Annotated in this window: 16 protein-coding genes and 1 tRNA gene; 5 read left to right on the top strand and 12 right to left on the bottom strand. The window is 60.6% G+C overall.

Translation table 11 applies throughout. The annotated features are described in order from the left end of the window. Nucleotide 1 precedes the first annotated feature (1 nt). The 8 genes from PWP93_RS27880 to PWP93_RS27845 all read right to left on the bottom strand — a co-directional run bounded on the left by PWP93_RS27880 (nucleotide 2) and on the right by PWP93_RS27845 (nucleotide 4,356). Nucleotides 2-322: a type IV secretion system protein VirB3 gene (locus PWP93_RS27880; protein ID WP_421046877.1), complete on the bottom strand. Its 321-nt coding sequence runs from the start codon at nucleotides 320-322 to the stop codon at nucleotides 2-4. Nucleotides 323-339: 17 nt separating this feature from the next. Next, complete coding sequence (locus PWP93_RS27875) at nucleotides 340-681, bottom strand: TrbC/VirB2 family protein (RefSeq protein WP_421047015.1); 342 nt, start codon at nucleotides 679-681, stop codon at nucleotides 340-342. A gap of 50 nt (nucleotides 682-731) precedes the next feature. Continuing rightward, complete coding sequence (locus tag PWP93_RS27870) at nucleotides 732-1,385, bottom strand: lytic transglycosylase domain-containing protein (RefSeq protein ID WP_421046876.1); 654 nt, start codon at nucleotides 1,383-1,385, stop codon at nucleotides 732-734. Beyond that, complete coding sequence (locus tag PWP93_RS27865) at nucleotides 1,385-1,960, bottom strand: hypothetical protein (RefSeq protein ID WP_421046875.1); 576 nt, start codon at nucleotides 1,958-1,960, stop codon at nucleotides 1,385-1,387. Before PWP93_RS27865 ends, PWP93_RS27870 begins: the two co-directional genes overlap by 1 nt. A gap of 330 nt (nucleotides 1,961-2,290) precedes the next feature. Next, entirely contained in the window at nucleotides 2,291-2,575 is a 285-nt protein-coding gene (locus PWP93_RS27860; RefSeq protein WP_421046874.1) for a hypothetical protein, read from the bottom strand. Next, complete coding sequence (locus PWP93_RS27855) at nucleotides 2,575-2,802, bottom strand: helix-turn-helix transcriptional regulator (RefSeq protein WP_421046873.1); 228 nt, start codon at nucleotides 2,800-2,802, stop codon at nucleotides 2,575-2,577. Before PWP93_RS27855 ends, PWP93_RS27860 begins: the two co-directional genes overlap by 1 nt. Before the next feature lie 356 nt (nucleotides 2,803-3,158). Beyond that, on the bottom strand, nucleotides 3,159-3,716 hold the full coding sequence (locus PWP93_RS27850) for a hypothetical protein (RefSeq protein WP_421046872.1): 558 nt from the start codon (nucleotides 3,714-3,716) through the stop codon (nucleotides 3,159-3,161). Nucleotides 3,717-3,957: 241 nt separating this feature from the next. Further along, a complete protein-coding gene (locus PWP93_RS27845; protein ID WP_213305900.1) occupies nucleotides 3,958-4,356 on the bottom strand; it encodes an ACT domain-containing protein in 399 nt (132 codons plus the stop codon). Nucleotides 4,357-4,569: 213 nt separating this feature from the next. Here PWP93_RS27845 and PWP93_RS27840 point away from each other — a divergent pair, with 213 nt between their 5' ends. Next, nucleotides 4,570-5,505, top strand: a complete 936-nt coding sequence (locus PWP93_RS27840; protein WP_421046871.1) for a fatty acid desaturase family protein — start codon at nucleotides 4,570-4,572, stop codon at nucleotides 5,503-5,505. Then, nucleotides 5,498-6,862 (top strand): hypothetical protein, encoded by a 1,365-nt coding sequence (locus tag PWP93_RS27835; RefSeq protein WP_421046870.1) that lies wholly within the window; start codon nucleotides 5,498-5,500, stop codon nucleotides 6,860-6,862. The genes PWP93_RS27840 and PWP93_RS27835 overlap by 8 nt, the downstream gene beginning before the upstream one ends. On the opposite strand, the gene PWP93_RS27830 is transcribed toward PWP93_RS27835, so the two are convergent. The 4 genes from PWP93_RS27830 to PWP93_RS27815 all read right to left on the bottom strand — a co-directional run bounded on the left by PWP93_RS27830 (nucleotide 6,792) and on the right by PWP93_RS27815 (nucleotide 10,839). Next, the gene (locus PWP93_RS27830) at nucleotides 6,792-7,700 is read right to left on the bottom strand and encodes an HTH-type transcriptional regulator ArgP (protein ID WP_084226000.1); all 909 of its coding nucleotides are present in this window, start codon (nucleotides 7,698-7,700) and stop codon (nucleotides 6,792-6,794) included. The two genes, PWP93_RS27835 and PWP93_RS27830, sit on opposite strands and share 71 nt — an antisense overlap. A gap of 653 nt (nucleotides 7,701-8,353) precedes the next feature. Continuing rightward, nucleotides 8,354-9,577 carry a tyrosine-type recombinase/integrase gene (locus PWP93_RS27825; protein WP_035534347.1) on the bottom strand — a complete coding sequence of 408 codons (1,224 nt, stop codon included), beginning with the start codon at nucleotides 9,575-9,577 and terminating at the stop codon, nucleotides 8,354-8,356. A 173-nt stretch (nucleotides 9,578-9,750) separates the two neighbouring features. Further along, nucleotides 9,751-9,835, bottom strand: a tRNA-Leu gene (locus PWP93_RS27820). A 116-nt stretch (nucleotides 9,836-9,951) separates the two neighbouring features. Further along, a complete protein-coding gene (locus PWP93_RS27815; protein ID WP_421046869.1) occupies nucleotides 9,952-10,839 on the bottom strand; it encodes an alpha/beta fold hydrolase in 888 nt (295 codons plus the stop codon). Nucleotides 10,840-11,120: 281 nt separating this feature from the next. Here PWP93_RS27815 and PWP93_RS27810 point away from each other — a divergent pair, with 281 nt between their 5' ends. The 3 genes from PWP93_RS27810 to PWP93_RS27800 all read left to right on the top strand — a co-directional run bounded on the left by PWP93_RS27810 (nucleotide 11,121) and on the right by PWP93_RS27800 (nucleotide 15,823). Beyond that, nucleotides 11,121-12,998: a methyl-accepting chemotaxis protein gene (locus PWP93_RS27810; protein WP_421046868.1), complete on the top strand. Its 1,878-nt coding sequence runs from the start codon at nucleotides 11,121-11,123 to the stop codon at nucleotides 12,996-12,998. Nucleotides 12,999-13,232: 234 nt separating this feature from the next. After that, nucleotides 13,233-14,603, top strand: a complete 1,371-nt coding sequence (locus PWP93_RS27805; protein WP_421046867.1) for an MFS transporter — start codon at nucleotides 13,233-13,235, stop codon at nucleotides 14,601-14,603. Further along, nucleotides 14,600-15,823, top strand: a complete 1,224-nt coding sequence (locus tag PWP93_RS27800; RefSeq protein WP_421046866.1) for a diguanylate cyclase domain-containing protein — start codon at nucleotides 14,600-14,602, stop codon at nucleotides 15,821-15,823. The genes PWP93_RS27805 and PWP93_RS27800 overlap by 4 nt, the downstream gene beginning before the upstream one ends. Nucleotides 15,824-15,862: the final 39 nt, after the last annotated feature.

Raw genomic sequence — 15,862 nt, 5'->3', positions numbered from 1 at the left:
GTCACGTCCTCCTCTTCAGGCGGACTGGCACATAGGCATGTACGCCCCAGAAGCGACGATTGCCCTGGCGCAGCGCCATGCGAACGCGTAGCGCATACTGCGCGAGGCGCTGGTCGTCATGGCGCGTGATCACGCGCATCGCGACGAACGCCGGGATCATGAGGAACAAGATTGCAACGCCGAATGGCGGGCTCGCGAGCAGCGCCCAGATGGCCGGGATCAGCATGCCGCCACCGATCACCAGGAACGGCACGAGCGGCACACCCCAGAGCATCGCGGGGCGCGTGCAGCCTTTGAAGACGGGATCCTTGAGCGAGTGCATGGTTCGGCGCTCCTGGATCAACCTGCCGGAATCAGCATGCCGGCGATGACGGTCGCGCAACCGACGAAGAGGCCGCCGATGAACACGTTCGCGATGTCTCCGAATCGGGCATGCTGGAACATCATCCGGAAGCCGGCCCAGATGATGGAGATCGAGCAGATCACACCACCCACGCCCAACAGCGTCGCCTGGATCGTGTTCAGTAGCATATTGACCTGCGAGAGTTGTGCCCAAGCCGGAGAAATCAGCAGCAGCCCCGCAATTGTCATAGCGAACCGTCGCGCCACGCGACCATCCGACTGAGTTGCAATTGGGGGCTTCTGACGATTTAACCATTTAATTCGCATACCTAAATGCATGGCAAATTCCTTTCCGCTCAAAATTTCAGTCATCTCATCCGGTCGCCGGGCTAGAACACCACGGCGCTATGGTCTGGGTCACCGCTCGGCGCAGTCGGCGAGGTATGGATCGGCTCGGATCCCAACCCCCGGTGCGATCGAGATCGCTCTGGTCGGACCGGAATGCCCGAGTCGATCGGGACAACGGGAATCGGCGCAATGGCCGGCACAACAACGGGTGCCGGTGGCACCGTCGGAGCGCGGGCGTTGTCGACCACCCGTTGTACGTACCCCGTGCGATAGCCCGTCGAGAAGTTGCCGCTCGCGTAACAGGAAAAGCTTGCGCGCAGCGTCGACTGTGCATCGGGTTGGGCATTCGCTCTCGTGCGCCGTGCCAGCTCGAAACAGCCCTGCAGAATCGCGGCCCCCGCTGCCAGATTGCGGCACGGGTCGAAGGCGCTGCGTTCGTTCAATCCGTGTGCGGGCCAGTTTGCGCGGTTCACCTGTGCCAGCCCCACGCTGAAATTCCAGCCGCCGGCGGTAAGCGCCCGCGCAGTCGCGACGGCCTCGCCCTCACTCGCCGGCTGACGCAACAACCGGCCGTGGACGACCCCAATTGCGAATGGATTGAAGCCAGACTCGGTTCGCACGATGGCTTCCATCGTCGACAGCGAGACCTGGGGTGCACATTGCTGCGCGAGTGTGATGAAATCGAACGGTACCATTACCAGCCCCCACCGTTGGCACCGTCCGGCTGTTCGCTCTGCTGCTGGAACAGTGCTGCCGATCGAGCCGGGTCGTACGGCACCTGCGCGCTCCCCACGCCGTAGAATTCGGTGATCGTGGGATCCTGGCCGCTCACGTCCCACCAGACGCGGGTATAGAGCTGGTTGTCGATATCGACGTTGATTGCCCCAGCCGCGCGGCACAGCAGTTCGCTCTGCTTCGGACCGCCCCAATACAGCAGATCCTCCCGACAGTAGCCGCCGCTCGCGAACGTGTTGCGCGCAAACGCCCCCTGCGACCCCCGCGCGCCGAAATCGCAAGTCGGGAAGGGATCCCCATGACGCAACGCAGCCCACAGCCTCTCGATGGGCGACACGCACGAGCTGTATTGTTCTGGGCCACCCGGATTGGACAAGCACAGCAACACCTGACAGCCCCAGTCGTCTGCATGTGCCAGCCCGGGAGTGAGGATCGACGTACTGGTAAATAGTACTAACGCAATTACCCACCGGCGCAGAGCTACGCGCCTAGCGCTGCCCCGCCGCACATTCTCACCCGACTGAAACCGTTCCATGATTCGCTTCCTTCGGTTCATGCGGTACCAACGCACACGGACGGAAGCGAAAAATGGAACCCGCGGCGCCGGGGAGGCTGCTCCGCGGGCTCAAGGGGGATCTACAATTGGTGGACACAACGTAAAGCAGCAGATGCACGCCATGCGATCACCATACGTACCCGTCGATACGTCGGGGCCGCTCACGCGTACTCGGTCGCGCCCGTCGCTCGTGGGCACGTTGACCGGACCAGGTTGTCGAACTACGAATGGGCGGTGACAGCGCCAGCTTAGTCAAGTGAGCACCCACCATCAGCCCTGCTTTCCGGCACAACGCCGGACCGCTCTGCTTCACCGCTTCTCCGCTAGCAGGCTCACCAGTGCCTGTTTGGCGGCCGCCAACTCAATCTCATACCGGCACCACGGATGTCGTGGAATGCCGAGTCGGCGGCAAATCACCTCGCGACCGGCTCGCCAGAGATATGCCATTCGGAGCAGGTCACGCTGACGCACCGTGAGCCGTCGCCACGCATGTTCGATTCGAGCCGCATCTGTCGGATCGTAGCGGCCTCGGTTTGCACTCGCCCAGTTGTCGAGACGGGCGTCGATCGTGCGGATAGCCATACGTTCAGGCATCACGATGCCTCATTCGTCTGGCAAGGGACGCGATATCCAGCGGGATCCTCAAGAAAATCCTCGATATCCGATGCGCGCCAGCCGACCGCCCGTTCGCCCAGACGAATCGGGCGCGGAAATGTTCCCTCGTGCATCCGCTGGTAGATGGTAGAACGTTTGAGCCCAACTTCCTGTTCGACCTGGCTGCGCCGCAATATCGCGCCTGCCGCGCGTAGTTGAACCGACATCGCCCACCTCCTTTTGTGCCGCCTGAATGATTGCTGCATAGGTCCCATTCAAGCAGCGGGAGCGTCTGACGGGCAATTCCGTCTTATCGTCGGAATGTCCCGTCGGGGGATGTGATCGCTAGCGCCGATCTCTCACTTCAATTGAACAAATCCGACGGCAATGCAGCACGGAACGGCAACGCACTGTGCGATGCTTCACCATTGACCGGTCCTTTGCTACCAGCTCTCCAGATCCGGAACCAACAGCGCTTTCCAAACGGGGCAATTTTTAGATCTCCATGCAATCATTTTGGAGCCGTGCTTGCCTTGTAGCTGGAACAAGTGGCGGTAGCGGATCGCGAACGCTGGTCGAGATATCAATTCGATGGCATGCGTTGGTGATGCCGTCCATCTGTCTCATTGACCGAGTCCGGCCTCATAGCAGCTGCGATCGTCTGCGCACTTCTGGATGCCTCGCCGTTGGCTTGACACTTCCATCCGAGCCTCTCGTCGATTGCACGGGCAACCACTGAGGATTTGGGCGGATGCTCCGGGTCCCAATGAGACCAATATGACCACATCACCTCGAAGAGCGACGCAAGTGTCGTGTTCATATGCGGGAGCTTTACGACGACACCATCACTCTCACCTCCTGAGGATAGCGAAGCATCGCCAGACTTTTCGATTGGATCCATCGCAGTCGTCCGATCGAGCTTCCGTTCCAGATGCAATGCCCACATGTGATGCATAACTGCAGTCCGAGCCAAGGCCCGCTCTAAAAGCTGAATGCGTTTTTCACGGCCTCTTAAGCGGACCATCAGGCGCTGCACGGACGCCTGCGATGCTTCAGCACATTGTCGCCAGTACTCGGCATCGAACGAACAATCTGGGCCTTGTCCTCGATGTTCTGCAGGAGCATCAGTCGATTCGAACATGTTCCCTCCACTGCATCAAAGCATCCGGATGCTTGATCGTAGTGGAAGCGTCAGTCGATCGCACAACCGGACCAGTTATTCCAGCGTTCCTGATGAGGTCGCCATTATCTTCTTCAATCTATCGATCGATTGTTTCGTCAGCAAGGTAAAAGCCGACGATTGCAGAAATGCTATCGACTGAACAAAAAAAGTAACGGACTTCGAGCGAGTAGTCGAACTGACCTGCACGAGAGGTCATAGATCACGACGCGGATGCAGCAATCTCTCGCAGTCGATCCATCGCTTCGTCTGCGCGGTCAACAGGCACGAGAATGTGATCGTGGTAGTAGCCCGCGATGACGTTGCAAGGGATACCCGCATCGGCGAGTTTGCCGCTTATCACCTTGATGAAGCCAACGGCATTGAGACTCGAGTGAACAGATAGCGTGATCAGACGGGCGTCGTAGATGTACGCCAGACGAAGTCGTCGAGCGTCCGAACGCTCAACAATGGCTGTCAAGCCTTCACTCTCGCGTATCGTGCAAAAAGCAGGAACCCCAACTGGCAAGACGAAGTCCGGAAATGAACAATAAACGTACACCGCCGGCGCCATGATCGGCTCCAGCGACGCGCATAACTTGAGAAGGTCTTGCTCACCCAATGTCTGCCCTCCATGCTTTCTTAGCTACGTTATGCCATCAGGTCACTTGCTGCGATTAGCGTATAGAAAATCTGACCGCTCGATAGCGATATTAACCACCCCTTTCGCTTTGCGGCGGCCCTCCTATGATCCGATCATTACTTCTGCTTGACTGACGAACGGAACCCAGATTCCGAACCCTCGGGGGATTCGTGTCATCGGAAGGAGAACGCGATGTCAATCACAACATCAGCGTCAATCATTACCGATCAAGCGACGATACGTTCGGCCATACGCGAAAAATTCGTCGCTGCGCCAGCGAGCACGTGGCGGTCCCTTCGGGACATCGCGTTTGACTGGATCGTCGTCGGCCTGATTGTGTGGGCAGTGTACCGGATGGGCATGCTCATCACCCCCCTCGCGATTGTCGTCATCGGCAATCGTCAACGGGCGCTAGGCAATCTGCTCCACGAGGCCAGCCATCAAAATCTCAGCCCCCAGCGCCCCATCAACGACATGATCGGCACGCTGCTACTCGCTGCACCCCTACTCAACAGTTTGCCCCACTATCGCCGTCAACACGCGAAGCATCATGCCTGGCTCGGCGATCTCGAACGAGATCCCGATTTGATCTGCTGCACCGTCAATCAGGGGGATTGTTGGCTTCACGTATATATCCGCGTGCTGCGAGCATACCCTGCGTGGAAAGGCTCGCTTCTCGGACACCTGACCGATAGGCACATCACGTTCGATCAACGGCTGACGATCGTTCTCTGGTGGTTCTGGTTTGAGGCTGCGCTCGCCGTACTGGTCGGAACGCATGCGGCATGGCTATTCCTACTGCTTTGGATTGTCGCGCGAGGCACTGCGTTCCATGCCATTACGACGTTTCGCGAGATGACCGATCACTACGGGCTCAATCAGCGCGGCATCTTCGAATACACGCGTGAGGTTCCGGATCACGGACCGGTGTCGATTTTGCTCCACCCACATCACAACGGCTACCACGTCACCCACCATCTCTTTCCGCATGTTCCGTATTACGCCCTGCCCCGTGCTCATGCACTATTGGTCCAGATCCCCGAGTTCGCAAAGCGCGCAAGAATCAGCAATGCGTATTTACATGGGCAGCATGCCTGCGTCGACGGATGGGGAGCACGCCATGCATGAGCGCACACTCAACACAGCAGAAGTTGCGACTCTGCTGGTGTCCGCGAGCTGCGGCATGGGGTTTCTACTGGGTACCGGCGAATTGGCCTTGCGTGAAGGAATGGCGGGTTGCCTCTACGCAGTTGCAACGGCAACAGGGCTGGTTCTTCTGGGCCTGTATGCACCTGCCCTATGGCACTCTGGCTCATCCATCTGGAATCGTTTCGACCGCTTCTATGGCTCGTCCGTCAGCCGCAGTATCGCGCTGCTCTCTCTGATCTGGATGATCGGCGCCCTCGCCGCACAGATCCGTGGAGGATCGGCGGTGCTCGCCATGGTGGGCATACCAGATGCAGTCGCACTTTCTCTCGTGTGCATTGGGTTGATCGCTCTTTCCTTCGTCCGACTGCCGTGGCTTTCTGCGGGGCTTGCATTCTGCATGCTTGCCAGTGCCGTGCTTCTCGCTCACGCGCTAGTAAAAACGGCTGGGCTCGGCATATGGCTGCACTCGCCAATCCTGTTTATCCGCGCGCTACCACAAGATACATTTGGCCGAATTGGATTTACAGTAGCCACTGTAGTCGCTATGGTGGTCTGGGGCGCCGACTACCAGCAGTTCGTCCTGGTCGCAGATAGCCCCACTGCCGCTCGAACTGGCTGTCTGCTAGCGGCTATCCTTGTGTTCATCTTGGGGTTCCTTCCGGCGTCGGCGGTAATAGCAGCCCGGTCGCTCTGGCATCTGAGCGATACAACCGATTCATCAACGGTTGTACCGATGCTGCTCGCGCACAGCGTTGCGAGTGGCGTTGCTTCAAGCATCGTGACTTCAACGTTGATTACGGCGGCCCTCGGAGCTGGATGCGCGATCTTGCGCGCGATGATCGATGCACTCGCTGCCGTCGGGCCGAACTTCATTCGAGGCTCCGTCTGGGCGCGCCTGCTAACGGTCGGACTGAGCGCTCTCGTCGCGTCACGAGGTCAGAGTCTTGTCGATACGATGGTTGAACTGAGCATGGTCTACCTCGCGGCAATCAGTCCGATACTGGTGTTCCGATTGCTTCGGGTACGGGCTTCCGATACGACTGCAAACGCTTCAATGGCGGCGGGATCCGCAGTTGCCCTATCCTGCTATTTGCTGCGGTGGACAGGTATGATCGCCCTGCCAGAAACGTCGGCACTGTGTCTTGCGATTCCGATCGCCTTGGGATTTGCAGGAGCGGTTCACTACTGCACCGTGACTTGGCATCGTGGAAACCGCAGCCCGAAAGAGTTGCGCGCACATGGGCGCTCTGTGAAGGCCGTGCATCTCACTCGCTGGGCAACGCAGAAGTCGTTTGCACCAAACAACGGCGAGCGTGATACATCACCTTTTCGCTAACTGTTCGCGCATTCGCTGGCGCCGTTGTCCAATGATGCCAATACAACGCAACGGAGACTTTGTGGTTTGGAGCCAAGGCAACCAGTGCTCCAGAGTCCGTCAACGGTCTCGCCTGCAGACACGGTACGAGACCGTAACCGACCCCTGCCTGGATCGCAGCCAGCAAAGCGCCGGGCGACGGAAAATAGTGCGTTGAATAGCCGCTCACAGGAAATCCAAGCAAGCGCTCCAGAAAGTGCCCGTGCAAACCATCTTTGCGATTGAAGAGAACAGCGGGCACGGCCAGGATGCTGTGCAAAGTAAGGCCGTGGGCAAAGTGCGCTTGTGCAAACGATGGACTGGCGACGCACTCGTATTCCATCGCCCCGATGTGTTCTGCAACAAATCCGATCGGAGCTGTGTTTTCCGTCGACACGCCGCCCATAGCCTCCCCCCGAGCCAATATGGGAAGCGTATGGTCTTGATCATCAACAATGAGTTCCAGCACGAACTCGTCTTTCGCAATATCGCAGGCGACGCTCTCGAACCACGTCGCGAGGGAGTCAGCATTGACCGCGATGGCCACTCGCGTACGTTCGCTCGCTTCGGGCTTGATTTGTTTAAATGTCTCCGCCTCCAGAGTTCGTAGCACCTGGATGTGTCGAAGGAGAGCCTCGCCCGGAGGTGTCGGCACTGCCCCCTCTCGCACTAGCAGCGGCGTCCCCAGCGAAGCTTCCAGTGCATTGATCCGTTGAGAAACCGCACCGCGGGTGATGTTCAACGCACTAGCTGCTCGCCCGAAATGCCCCAGCTCTACAACAACAGCGAAGGTCTCCAACTGCTGGCGATCGAATACCATACTCCCTCTCGTCGGCGTCTTGTACGCGCCCGACACCTATTCTGCCACTAATACGTCAATCCATAGACGAATACTTCCCACTGCAAGCTCAAAGTGACTTCTATTTTCTTACGGGTCCGACCCAATTTTATGCGCCCAGAAACTGGGAGATCGGCACAAGGCTGACTGGCGAGGACACGGCGAGGCTACTGCTCAGACGGGACAAACTGGTGAACATGTAGCTAGTTCGGTCCTTATCTGGGCGGCCACCCGTTTGCCAAGCAGCACCCGCGTTCCGACGGTTAGATAGGTTGCATCGTTATCGGCCCGTTGAATGGACATTGCCCTGGCCTTGGTGGAAGGCTCAGTGAGGTCCTCATGTGAAGTCGGTGCTTGTGCGCGCGGGCTATCAGGCTTTGCTAATCGAGGTTTGACCTATTCCACCATCATGCATGCCGGCCTTCTTCGAACGTCGTGTGGAGAGGACTTCGAACGATTCGCTACGCTGTTCATATTGCGTAACTGGCGAGCAGCAAGCGCAATTACCTGCGAAAAACGCCCATGCAATGCACGCCTTCCGGTTGCACCACGCCATCTCGTTGTGGCGTTGACTCTTGGCGAAAAAATGTATTTGCGGTCGCTACGCCAAAAGCAATTGGTTTCATTTTTGCCATTTACCGCGCCAGCGCATCATTAACAATGGCTTCGCCGCCTGACTTTAGCCTATCCAGATAGTCAGCCCATTCTTGCATCATGATGCGTCGCACGCGGATGAATTTCGTCCGGTTATATGCGGTGCCAAGATTGTCTGGAACAGCATGAGCGAGCTGGTGTTCAATGACCTCAGGTTTGTGCTCCAACTCTTCATGCAGGATCGTGCGCGCCATCGCCCGGAAACCGTGGCCGGTAATTTCGGTACGCGTGTCATAGCCGAGCCTGCGCAGCGCCGCGTTGATTGTCGCATCGCTCATGGGACGACGGCTCGAGCGTGCACCAGGAAATACGTATCGGCCCCGCCCAGTCAGTGCATGGAGTTCACGAAGAATCGCGACGGCTTGCGCCGCCAGGGGAACCAAATGGGCCGTGTCAGTCTTCGTCGCTACGTACCGCCATTCCGCACGATCGAGGTCGAATTGAGACCATTCCGCCTTACGCAGTTCGCCCGGCCGTACGAATAGCATAGGAGCCAGTTTCAGTGCGCATAGCACAGGAAATGTTCCGCTAAAACCATCGAACGCTCGCAGCATCTCCCCAACCTTCGTCGGATCGGTAATCGCCGCGAAATGGGTCGTTTGCGCCGGAGGAATGGCCCCAACGAGGTCGCGTGCGGGATCGGATTTGCAGAAACCCTCCTTGATGCCGTAGCGGAACACACGGCTAATTTCGCCGCGAAGGCGATGTGCTGTGTAGCGCGCTCCACGACTATCCACGCGTTTGAGCACATTGAGAATCTCCGGCGCGTCGATTTCCGATATGGGGCGCTTGCCGAGCCATGGGAACGCGTCGCTCTTAAAACGAGCCAGCGTCTTGTCGTGCTGCGCCGGTTCAACGTATGTGCGACGCTCCTCCATCCATGCAAGCGCAACAGCTTCGAAAGTATTGATCGCCGAACGACGCGTGGCGCGCTTTTCCAACCTTTTTGCAGCTACAGGATCGACGCCGCCAGCAAGCTTCTCGCGGGCCTCGTCTCGCTTCTTGCGGGCTGCCGCAAGTGAGACATCTGGATATACGCCGAGCGCCAGCGTCTTGTCCTTGCCTGCGAACCGATAGTTCATCCGCCAATATTTTGCGCCGGACTTGTCGATCTGAAGGTACATCCGACCGCCGTCAGATAGACGGTTGCCCGTGCCCTCTGGGTTGTAGCGGGCATGCTTGACTTGGGTATCGGTGAGCGCCATGGTGGTATCTCCCGACCGCACTGGTACAAAGAAAGGCGTATACCACCAAAAATACCACCAGATATCACCGGCTGTCCATGTTCAAACCCAGACCACCCCAGAAACAAAAAACCCGCGCGGCCTAACGCCAGCGCGGGTTTCAGGATTCCGGCGGAAGATGCCGGAACAGATTCTGGTGCTCAGAGCGGGACTCGAACCCGCATGCCTTTCGGCGCTACCCCCTCAAGATAGTGCGTCTACCAATTTCGCCACCTGAGCAAGAGGAACGGGATTGTATCGGCTCATTGCCGATTTTTGAAGTCCCCCAATCCAAAAATTTCCGAAAAAATTCCGGTGGCGCGAATCACGTTCCGGAGGCCTCTCGTGCGCTCGGGTCAGCCCTCGACGCCTTGCAGAAATTCGCCCACCATCGCCGCCACCCGCGCTTCCTGCTCGCGGTGCGGCACGTGGCGCATGCCTTCCATGATCGTCGCGCGGGCCGGGCCGCTCACGCGCGCCGCGATGGTCTCGGGGTGCACGCGCGTGCCGTACTCGTCCAGGCTGCCGTGAATCGCGAGGGTGGCGCACTCCACGCGCGGCAACACCGTGTCGAGCGACCAGTCGGCGAATTCGGGCGAGAGCCACGTTTCGATCCACGCGTCGAGCACCCATTGCGTCTTCTCGCCGTGGTAGCGCGCGAGCCGGGCGAACTGCGCGGGATCTCGAAACTGCTCGCGCGCCGCGCGGATGCCCGCCAGCGTGCGATCTTCCGCGAAGGTCTGCGCCGCCTCGGTCACGAGCGCCACGCAACGCTGCGGGTGCTGCGCGGCGCATTCGATCGCCATGCCGCCGCCCACGCTGTGGCCAAATGCAACGAAGCGATCGATCCCCAACTGATCGCACAGCGCCGGCACATCATGCCGAGCCTCGTCGCGCACGAACGACGCGGTTAGCCGGTCCGTGCGCGCGCCGGAAGCGCCAAAGCCAGCGCGGTCGTACGCAATCACACGCCGGTTGGTTGCGCGCGCAAGCGTCTGCGGAAATGTGCCCCACAACGCGACGCAGCCCAGCGAGTCGTGCAGCAGCACAATCGGCGCGCGGCGCGCCGCCGCTTCGCTCGCCGCGGTGTGCGGAGCATCTGTCCCCCAGCTGCGTGCGAACAGCCGGCCCTTTTGGGTCTCGATCCAATGGTCCTGCGGGTCCTGCGGGTCCTGCGGGTCCTGCGGGTCCTGCGGGTCCTGCGGGTCCTGCTGGTGCTGGGTGATGGCTTGCGTTTCGCTCATGCTCGTTCGGATATCAATGATTTGTCCGGTCAGAGGTCGCAGTATGCCCGCTGACCGCTCACGCCGTGTACTTTCCACGCTCCGTCGATTATCAACGAAAAATTAGCAATGCCGGACCGTAACCACCGAATAGGTGAAGCGTGCGGGGCGCGACAGGATCGAATGCGCTCATGCAGGATGCGTGCGCCGCATACTGCCTATATCTGTTCGCTACTTAAGTTCTCGAATCGGCAACCGATAACGTTTTACGAAACCACGTTTAACGTTGTCGAGAGCCCCTAATGTCCATTTGGCGAAAGCTTTCCATTCAGAACAAGCTGGTTCTGAGCATGACTACCTGCTTGCTGATTTTCATCGGCATTTCAAGCGGGCTGAGCGTCTGGTTGATTGGCGACACCGTACGCGAGCGCGTCGTGCAAGACGAACTGCCGACGGCCGTGAAGGGCATTCGCGCCGACATCGAGCGCCAGCTTGCTGGGCCGATCACCGCCGCGCGGGCGATGGCGGCCGATCCGTTTCTTCAGCAATGGGAAGCCGATGGCGAACCCGAGGCCGCCACCGCCACATGGATGCGTCTCGCGCAGAACGTGAAAACCGAACAGAAGGCCGTGAGCGTGCAATGGGCGTCCACGAAGAGCGGCAACTATTTCACCGAAGCCGGCCTGCAACGCAAGCTCGGCGAGCACGATCAGTGGCTCCAGAGCTTCCTCGCCACGGGCAAGCCCTACGAGGTGAGCATGGATCGCGACGTGAGCCTGGGCGGCTACATGATGTTCATTAATGCGCGCGTGGAAAGCCTCAATGGTTCCGGCGGCCCGACCGGCGTCGCCGCCATGGGGCTCTCCGTCGATGCGCTGGCCGCGGGCGTCGCGAACTACAAGCTCGGCGAGACGGGATTTGCGTATCTCGTGCATCCGGACGGCTCGATCATGATCCATCGCGACACCGCGCTGGTCGACGGCAAGCACTTCCTCAAGGACCTGCCCGGCATGCCCGCGAATGCGGGCTCCACGCTGCTGGCCGGCAAGCGCTACACCTTCATGACCTACCCGGCGCCGGGCGGCACGCGCTACATCGCCACCTCGTTCGTGCCGCAGCTCAATGCCTACGTGGTGGTCGAAGTGCCGCAAGCGGAATTGCTAGGGCCGTTCGAGCGCGCGATCCGCATGGCGACCGTCATCGCCGCCGTCGTGGGTCTGGCCGGCGCGCTCGCGGTGATCCTGCTGGTGGGCCGCGCCATCGCCGCGCCGGTGCGCCGCGCGGCCACGCTGCTCGCGGAAATCGCCAGCGGCCAGGGCGATCTCACCCGCCATATGAAGGTCGAAAGCAGCGACGAGATCGGCCAGCTCGCCGATGCGTTCAACCGCTTCGTCGCGTCGATGAACACCCTCGTGCGCCGCGTGCGGGCCTCGTCGACTTCGATCGCGATCGGCTCCACGCAGATCGCAACGGGCAACGCGGACCTGAGCCAGCGTACCGAGGAACAGGCCAGCAATCTCGAACGCACCGCGGCGTCGATGGAGCAGATCACCGCCGCCGTGAAGAACAATTCGGACACCGCGCACACCGCCGCGCAAATGGCGAGCCGCGCTTCCTCGGCCGCCGCCGAGGGTGGCGAGGTGGTCGGCCAGGTGGTGAGCACGATGGTGCAGATCAGCGATGCTTCGCGCAAGATCTCCGAGATCATCGTGGTGATCGACAGCATCGCATTCCAAACCAATATTCTCGCGCTCAACGCAGCGGTGGAAGCGGCGCGCGCCGGCGAGCAAGGCCGCGGCTTCGCCGTGGTGGCTTCCGAGGTGCGCAACCTCGCGCAGCGCAGCGCGCAGGCCGCCAAGGAAATCAAGGCGCTGATCGAACATAGCGCCGGGACCGTGGACACCGGTTCGCGCCTCGTTGCCGACGCCGGCAAGGTCATGGACGACGTGGTCTCGCAGGTGCAGAGCGTGAGCACCATGATGAGCGAGATCACCTCGGCCAGCCTCGAGCAGAGCGCGGGCATCGGGCAGATCGGCGACGCGGTGCAGTTGCTCGATCAGGTGACGCAGCAGAACGCGGCGCTGGTGGAGGAAAGCGCGGCGGCGGCGGAGAGCTTGAAGCAGCAGGCGGAGGAGCTCGACAGGCTGGTGGCGGTGTTCAAGGTGGGAGATGAGAGGTGATTCGGCCGCGTGAGGATTTACCCTGAATACGGCCTGAATCCCGCGACCCGGGATCGGCTCTTGCGCCATTCAATCGAATCCGCAATGCATCACAACGTGACATATCATTACGGTACTACCCTGGCGACCCGGCGCACGTAGCCTGTCACGCGTCGCGTACATGGGTGCCGATAAGGCCGTCGCGCGCGCCATGAGTCATCAGACCCCTTCACCCTTATTCCTTGGGGGTGCGAAATGAGTGACGAAAAACCGGGAGCGCTGCTCCTGACCGAGCAGGAAGCCCACCGTCAATTGCGCCGGGCCGTGATCGCCAGCACGATCGGCACGACGATCGAATGGTACGACTTCTTCCTTTACAGCATTGTCACAGGCCTCGTTTTCGCGAAGCTCTATTTTCCCGAGTCGGATCCGCTGGTCGGCACGCTGCAGGCGTTTCTGATCTACGCCGTGGGCTTCGTCGCGCGGCCGGTGGGCGCGGCCATATTCGGCCACTACGGCGATCGGGTCGGCCGCAAGGCCACGCTCATCGTCACGTTGCTGCTGATGGGGCTCGCTACCTTCGCCGTGGGCTTCGTTCCCACCTATGCGTCGATCGGCATCTGGGGCGCCGTGATCCTCACCGTGCTGCGCTTCATTCAAGGCGTGGGCGTGGGCGGCGAATGGGGCGGCTCGGTGCTGATGTCGATGGAGTGGGCGCGCACCAATGCGCACCGCGGCTTCGTTGCGTCCTGGCCGCAGTTCGGCGTGCCGGCGGGGCTCTTCATCGCCAATCTGGTGGTGCTGGCGATGAGCCAGATCTCCGGCAGCAGCTTTCTCACGTGGGGATGGCGCGTGCCGTTCTTCCTGAGCATCGTGCTGGTCGCCATCGGCCTGTATATTCGTCTGAGCATTCTTGAAACGCCGATCTTCGCGAATCTTCTCGCCGAACACAAGATCGAGAAGACGCCGATGACGGAGGTGATCCGCCGCCAGCCGAAAGACATCCTGCTCTCGGCATTCGCGCGCATGGCCGAGCAGGCGCCGTTCTATATTTTCACGGCGTTCGTCTTCGCCTATGGCGTGAGAACGCTCGGCGCCTCGCGCGACCTCATGCTCACGGCCGTGCTGGCCGCCGCGGTGGTGGAATTTTTCACCATCCCATTCTTTGGCCACGTGTCCGATCTGATCGGACGCAAGCGGATGTACATGATTGGCGCTGCTTGCGCCGGCCTGTTCGGCTTTGTTTTCTTCGCGATGATCGACACCCGTAATCCAGCGCTGATTTTCGCGGCCATTGTGCTTTCGCTGGTGCCTCATTCGATGCTTTACGGGCCACAAGCGGCGTTGATCGCCGAGTCGTTCACGGGGCGGCTGCGTTACAGCGGCGCGTCGCTCGGTTATCAATTGGCTTCGGTGATTGCAGGCGGCCCCGCGCCGCTGATTGCCACCGCGCTGTTCGCGTATTACCGCACGGGCTATGCAATCGCCGCTTATATTTTCGTGTGCGGTGTGGTGAGCCTGCTGGCCGCGTGGCGCATGGGCGATTACACAAACAAGGACATTTCGCGTGAATACGACGATGCCCGGTCGCCGGGCAATGGTGGACATACACCCCGGCACGCTTGATCGATCACGCGGCTCCTGCGGTATTTTTTACGGCACTCGCAACCGCACCAGACAAAATCGGTTGCTGCGCCAACAACCCCTGTGTGCGAGTTAAACTGCCGGACGATAAAACCAGAATTCGATCGGGGGTAGTTGGCATGAGCGAGGCCTATTCTCATTTTTGGCCCGGGCAGGGTTTTCTGGGCGCATTCCAGAAGAACCCTGAAAAAGAGCAGGCCGTGCTGCGCGTGTCGCTGGGCGGCCTGGTTTTTTTAGCCTATCTGGCCGCCGCCTCGGTTTATCGAACCAAAAACATCTATGAAACCACGGCGCTGGTCGCACTTTACGTGGCCTACGGCGGCGTCACATACATTGCCGCGACGGTCGCGCCCGGCCGCTCGCGCCGGAGATTGACCCTCACCACGTTCGCCGATCAGTCGCTCCTGATCGCGCTGCTCGCGGTGGGCGGCCAGGCCACGCTGCCGCTGCTCTGGGTCGTGTTCTGGTTTCTGGTCGGCGCGGGCTGCCGCTATGGCCAGCGCATGCTCGGGCTCTCGTGCGCGGTGGCGCTGACCGGTATCGCGGGCTTGATGCATTGGCAGCCGTGGTGGCACGCGAATTTCACGGCCGGCCTCGGCGTCGCGCTCAGCCTGGCCGCCACCTCGATCTATCTGGCGGTGCTGGTGCGCCGGCTCGAAAAGCAGGCCGCGACCGACCCGCTCACGGGGCTGAGCAATCGCGTTCAGCTCGAGCAGGCGATTGGCCGGACCCTCGCCCTGCGCAGCCCCGAAGCAAGCCAGGCCGCGCTGCTGCTCATCGACCTCGACGGTTTCAAGGAGGTCAACGACGCGCACGGCCATGCGGTTGGCGACGAGCTGCTGCGCCGCTTTGCTGCCGCGCTGGCGAGTTGCGTGCGCCGCGGCGACACGCTCGCCCGCCTCGGCGGCGACGAATTCGTGTTGCTGGCCCACCAGATCCCCAGCAAGGCCAACGCATTGAGCATTGCCACGCGCATCCACGCGATCCTGGGCGCCATGCGCACCGTCGGCGGACATCCTGTGGCCGTTTCCGGCAGCATTGGCGTGTGCATGCTGGCACAAGAGGCCGGTGCGTCACCACTCGCGCCGCTCACCGCTCGCGCGTTGATGCGAGCCGCCGACGGCGCCATGTATCGCGCGAAATCCCGTGGCAGCGGACAGACGGTGTTCGCCGAGACGGACGAAATGCGTGCCGTCGCATAAGCCCCCTGCGCCGGCCTCAAAACTTCGACAGCGCCTGCG

This window comes from Paraburkholderia sp. A1RI-2L, from assembly GCF_048957375.1.
Classification (GTDB): domain Bacteria; phylum Pseudomonadota; class Gammaproteobacteria; order Burkholderiales; family Burkholderiaceae; genus Paraburkholderia.
This window is presented reverse-complemented; position numbering and strand designations above follow the sequence as displayed.

Excerpts from the sequence above, each read along its gene's own strand:
- PWP93_RS27870 (WP_421046876.1), bottom strand. The coding sequence starts at position 1,385 with ATGGTACCGTTCGATTTCATCACACTCGCGCAGCAATGTGCACCCCAG.
- PWP93_RS27840 (WP_421046871.1), top strand. The coding sequence starts at position 4,570 with ATGTCAATCACAACATCAGCGTCAATCATTACCGATCAAGCGACGATA.
- PWP93_RS27835 (WP_421046870.1), top strand. The coding sequence starts at position 5,498 with ATGCATGAGCGCACACTCAACACAGCAGAAGTTGCGACTCTGCTGGTG.
- PWP93_RS27850 (WP_421046872.1), bottom strand. The coding sequence starts at position 3,716 with ATGTTCGAATCGACTGATGCTCCTGCAGAACATCGAGGACAAGGCCCA.
- PWP93_RS27810 (WP_421046868.1), top strand. The coding sequence starts at position 11,121 with ATGTCCATTTGGCGAAAGCTTTCCATTCAGAACAAGCTGGTTCTGAGC.
- PWP93_RS27860 (WP_421046874.1), bottom strand. The coding sequence starts at position 2,575 with ATGCCTGAACGTATGGCTATCCGCACGATCGACGCCCGTCTCGACAAC.
- PWP93_RS27805 (WP_421046867.1), top strand. The coding sequence starts at position 13,233 with ATGAGTGACGAAAAACCGGGAGCGCTGCTCCTGACCGAGCAGGAAGCC.
- PWP93_RS27855 (WP_421046873.1), bottom strand. The coding sequence starts at position 2,802 with ATGTCGGTTCAACTACGCGCGGCAGGCGCGATATTGCGGCGCAGCCAG.
- PWP93_RS27830 (WP_084226000.1), bottom strand. The coding sequence starts at position 7,700 with ATGGTATTCGATCGCCAGCAGTTGGAGACCTTCGCTGTTGTTGTAGAG.
- PWP93_RS27865 (WP_421046875.1), bottom strand. The coding sequence starts at position 1,960 with ATGGAACGGTTTCAGTCGGGTGAGAATGTGCGGCGGGGCAGCGCTAGG.
- PWP93_RS27880 (WP_421046877.1), bottom strand. The coding sequence starts at position 322 with ATGCACTCGCTCAAGGATCCCGTCTTCAAAGGCTGCACGCGCCCCGCG.
- PWP93_RS27875 (WP_421047015.1), bottom strand. The coding sequence starts at position 681 with ATGCATTTAGGTATGCGAATTAAATGGTTAAATCGTCAGAAGCCCCCA.
- PWP93_RS27815 (WP_421046869.1), bottom strand. The coding sequence starts at position 10,839 with ATGAGCGAAACGCAAGCCATCACCCAGCACCAGCAGGACCCGCAGGAC.
- PWP93_RS27825 (WP_035534347.1), bottom strand. The coding sequence starts at position 9,577 with ATGGCGCTCACCGATACCCAAGTCAAGCATGCCCGCTACAACCCAGAG.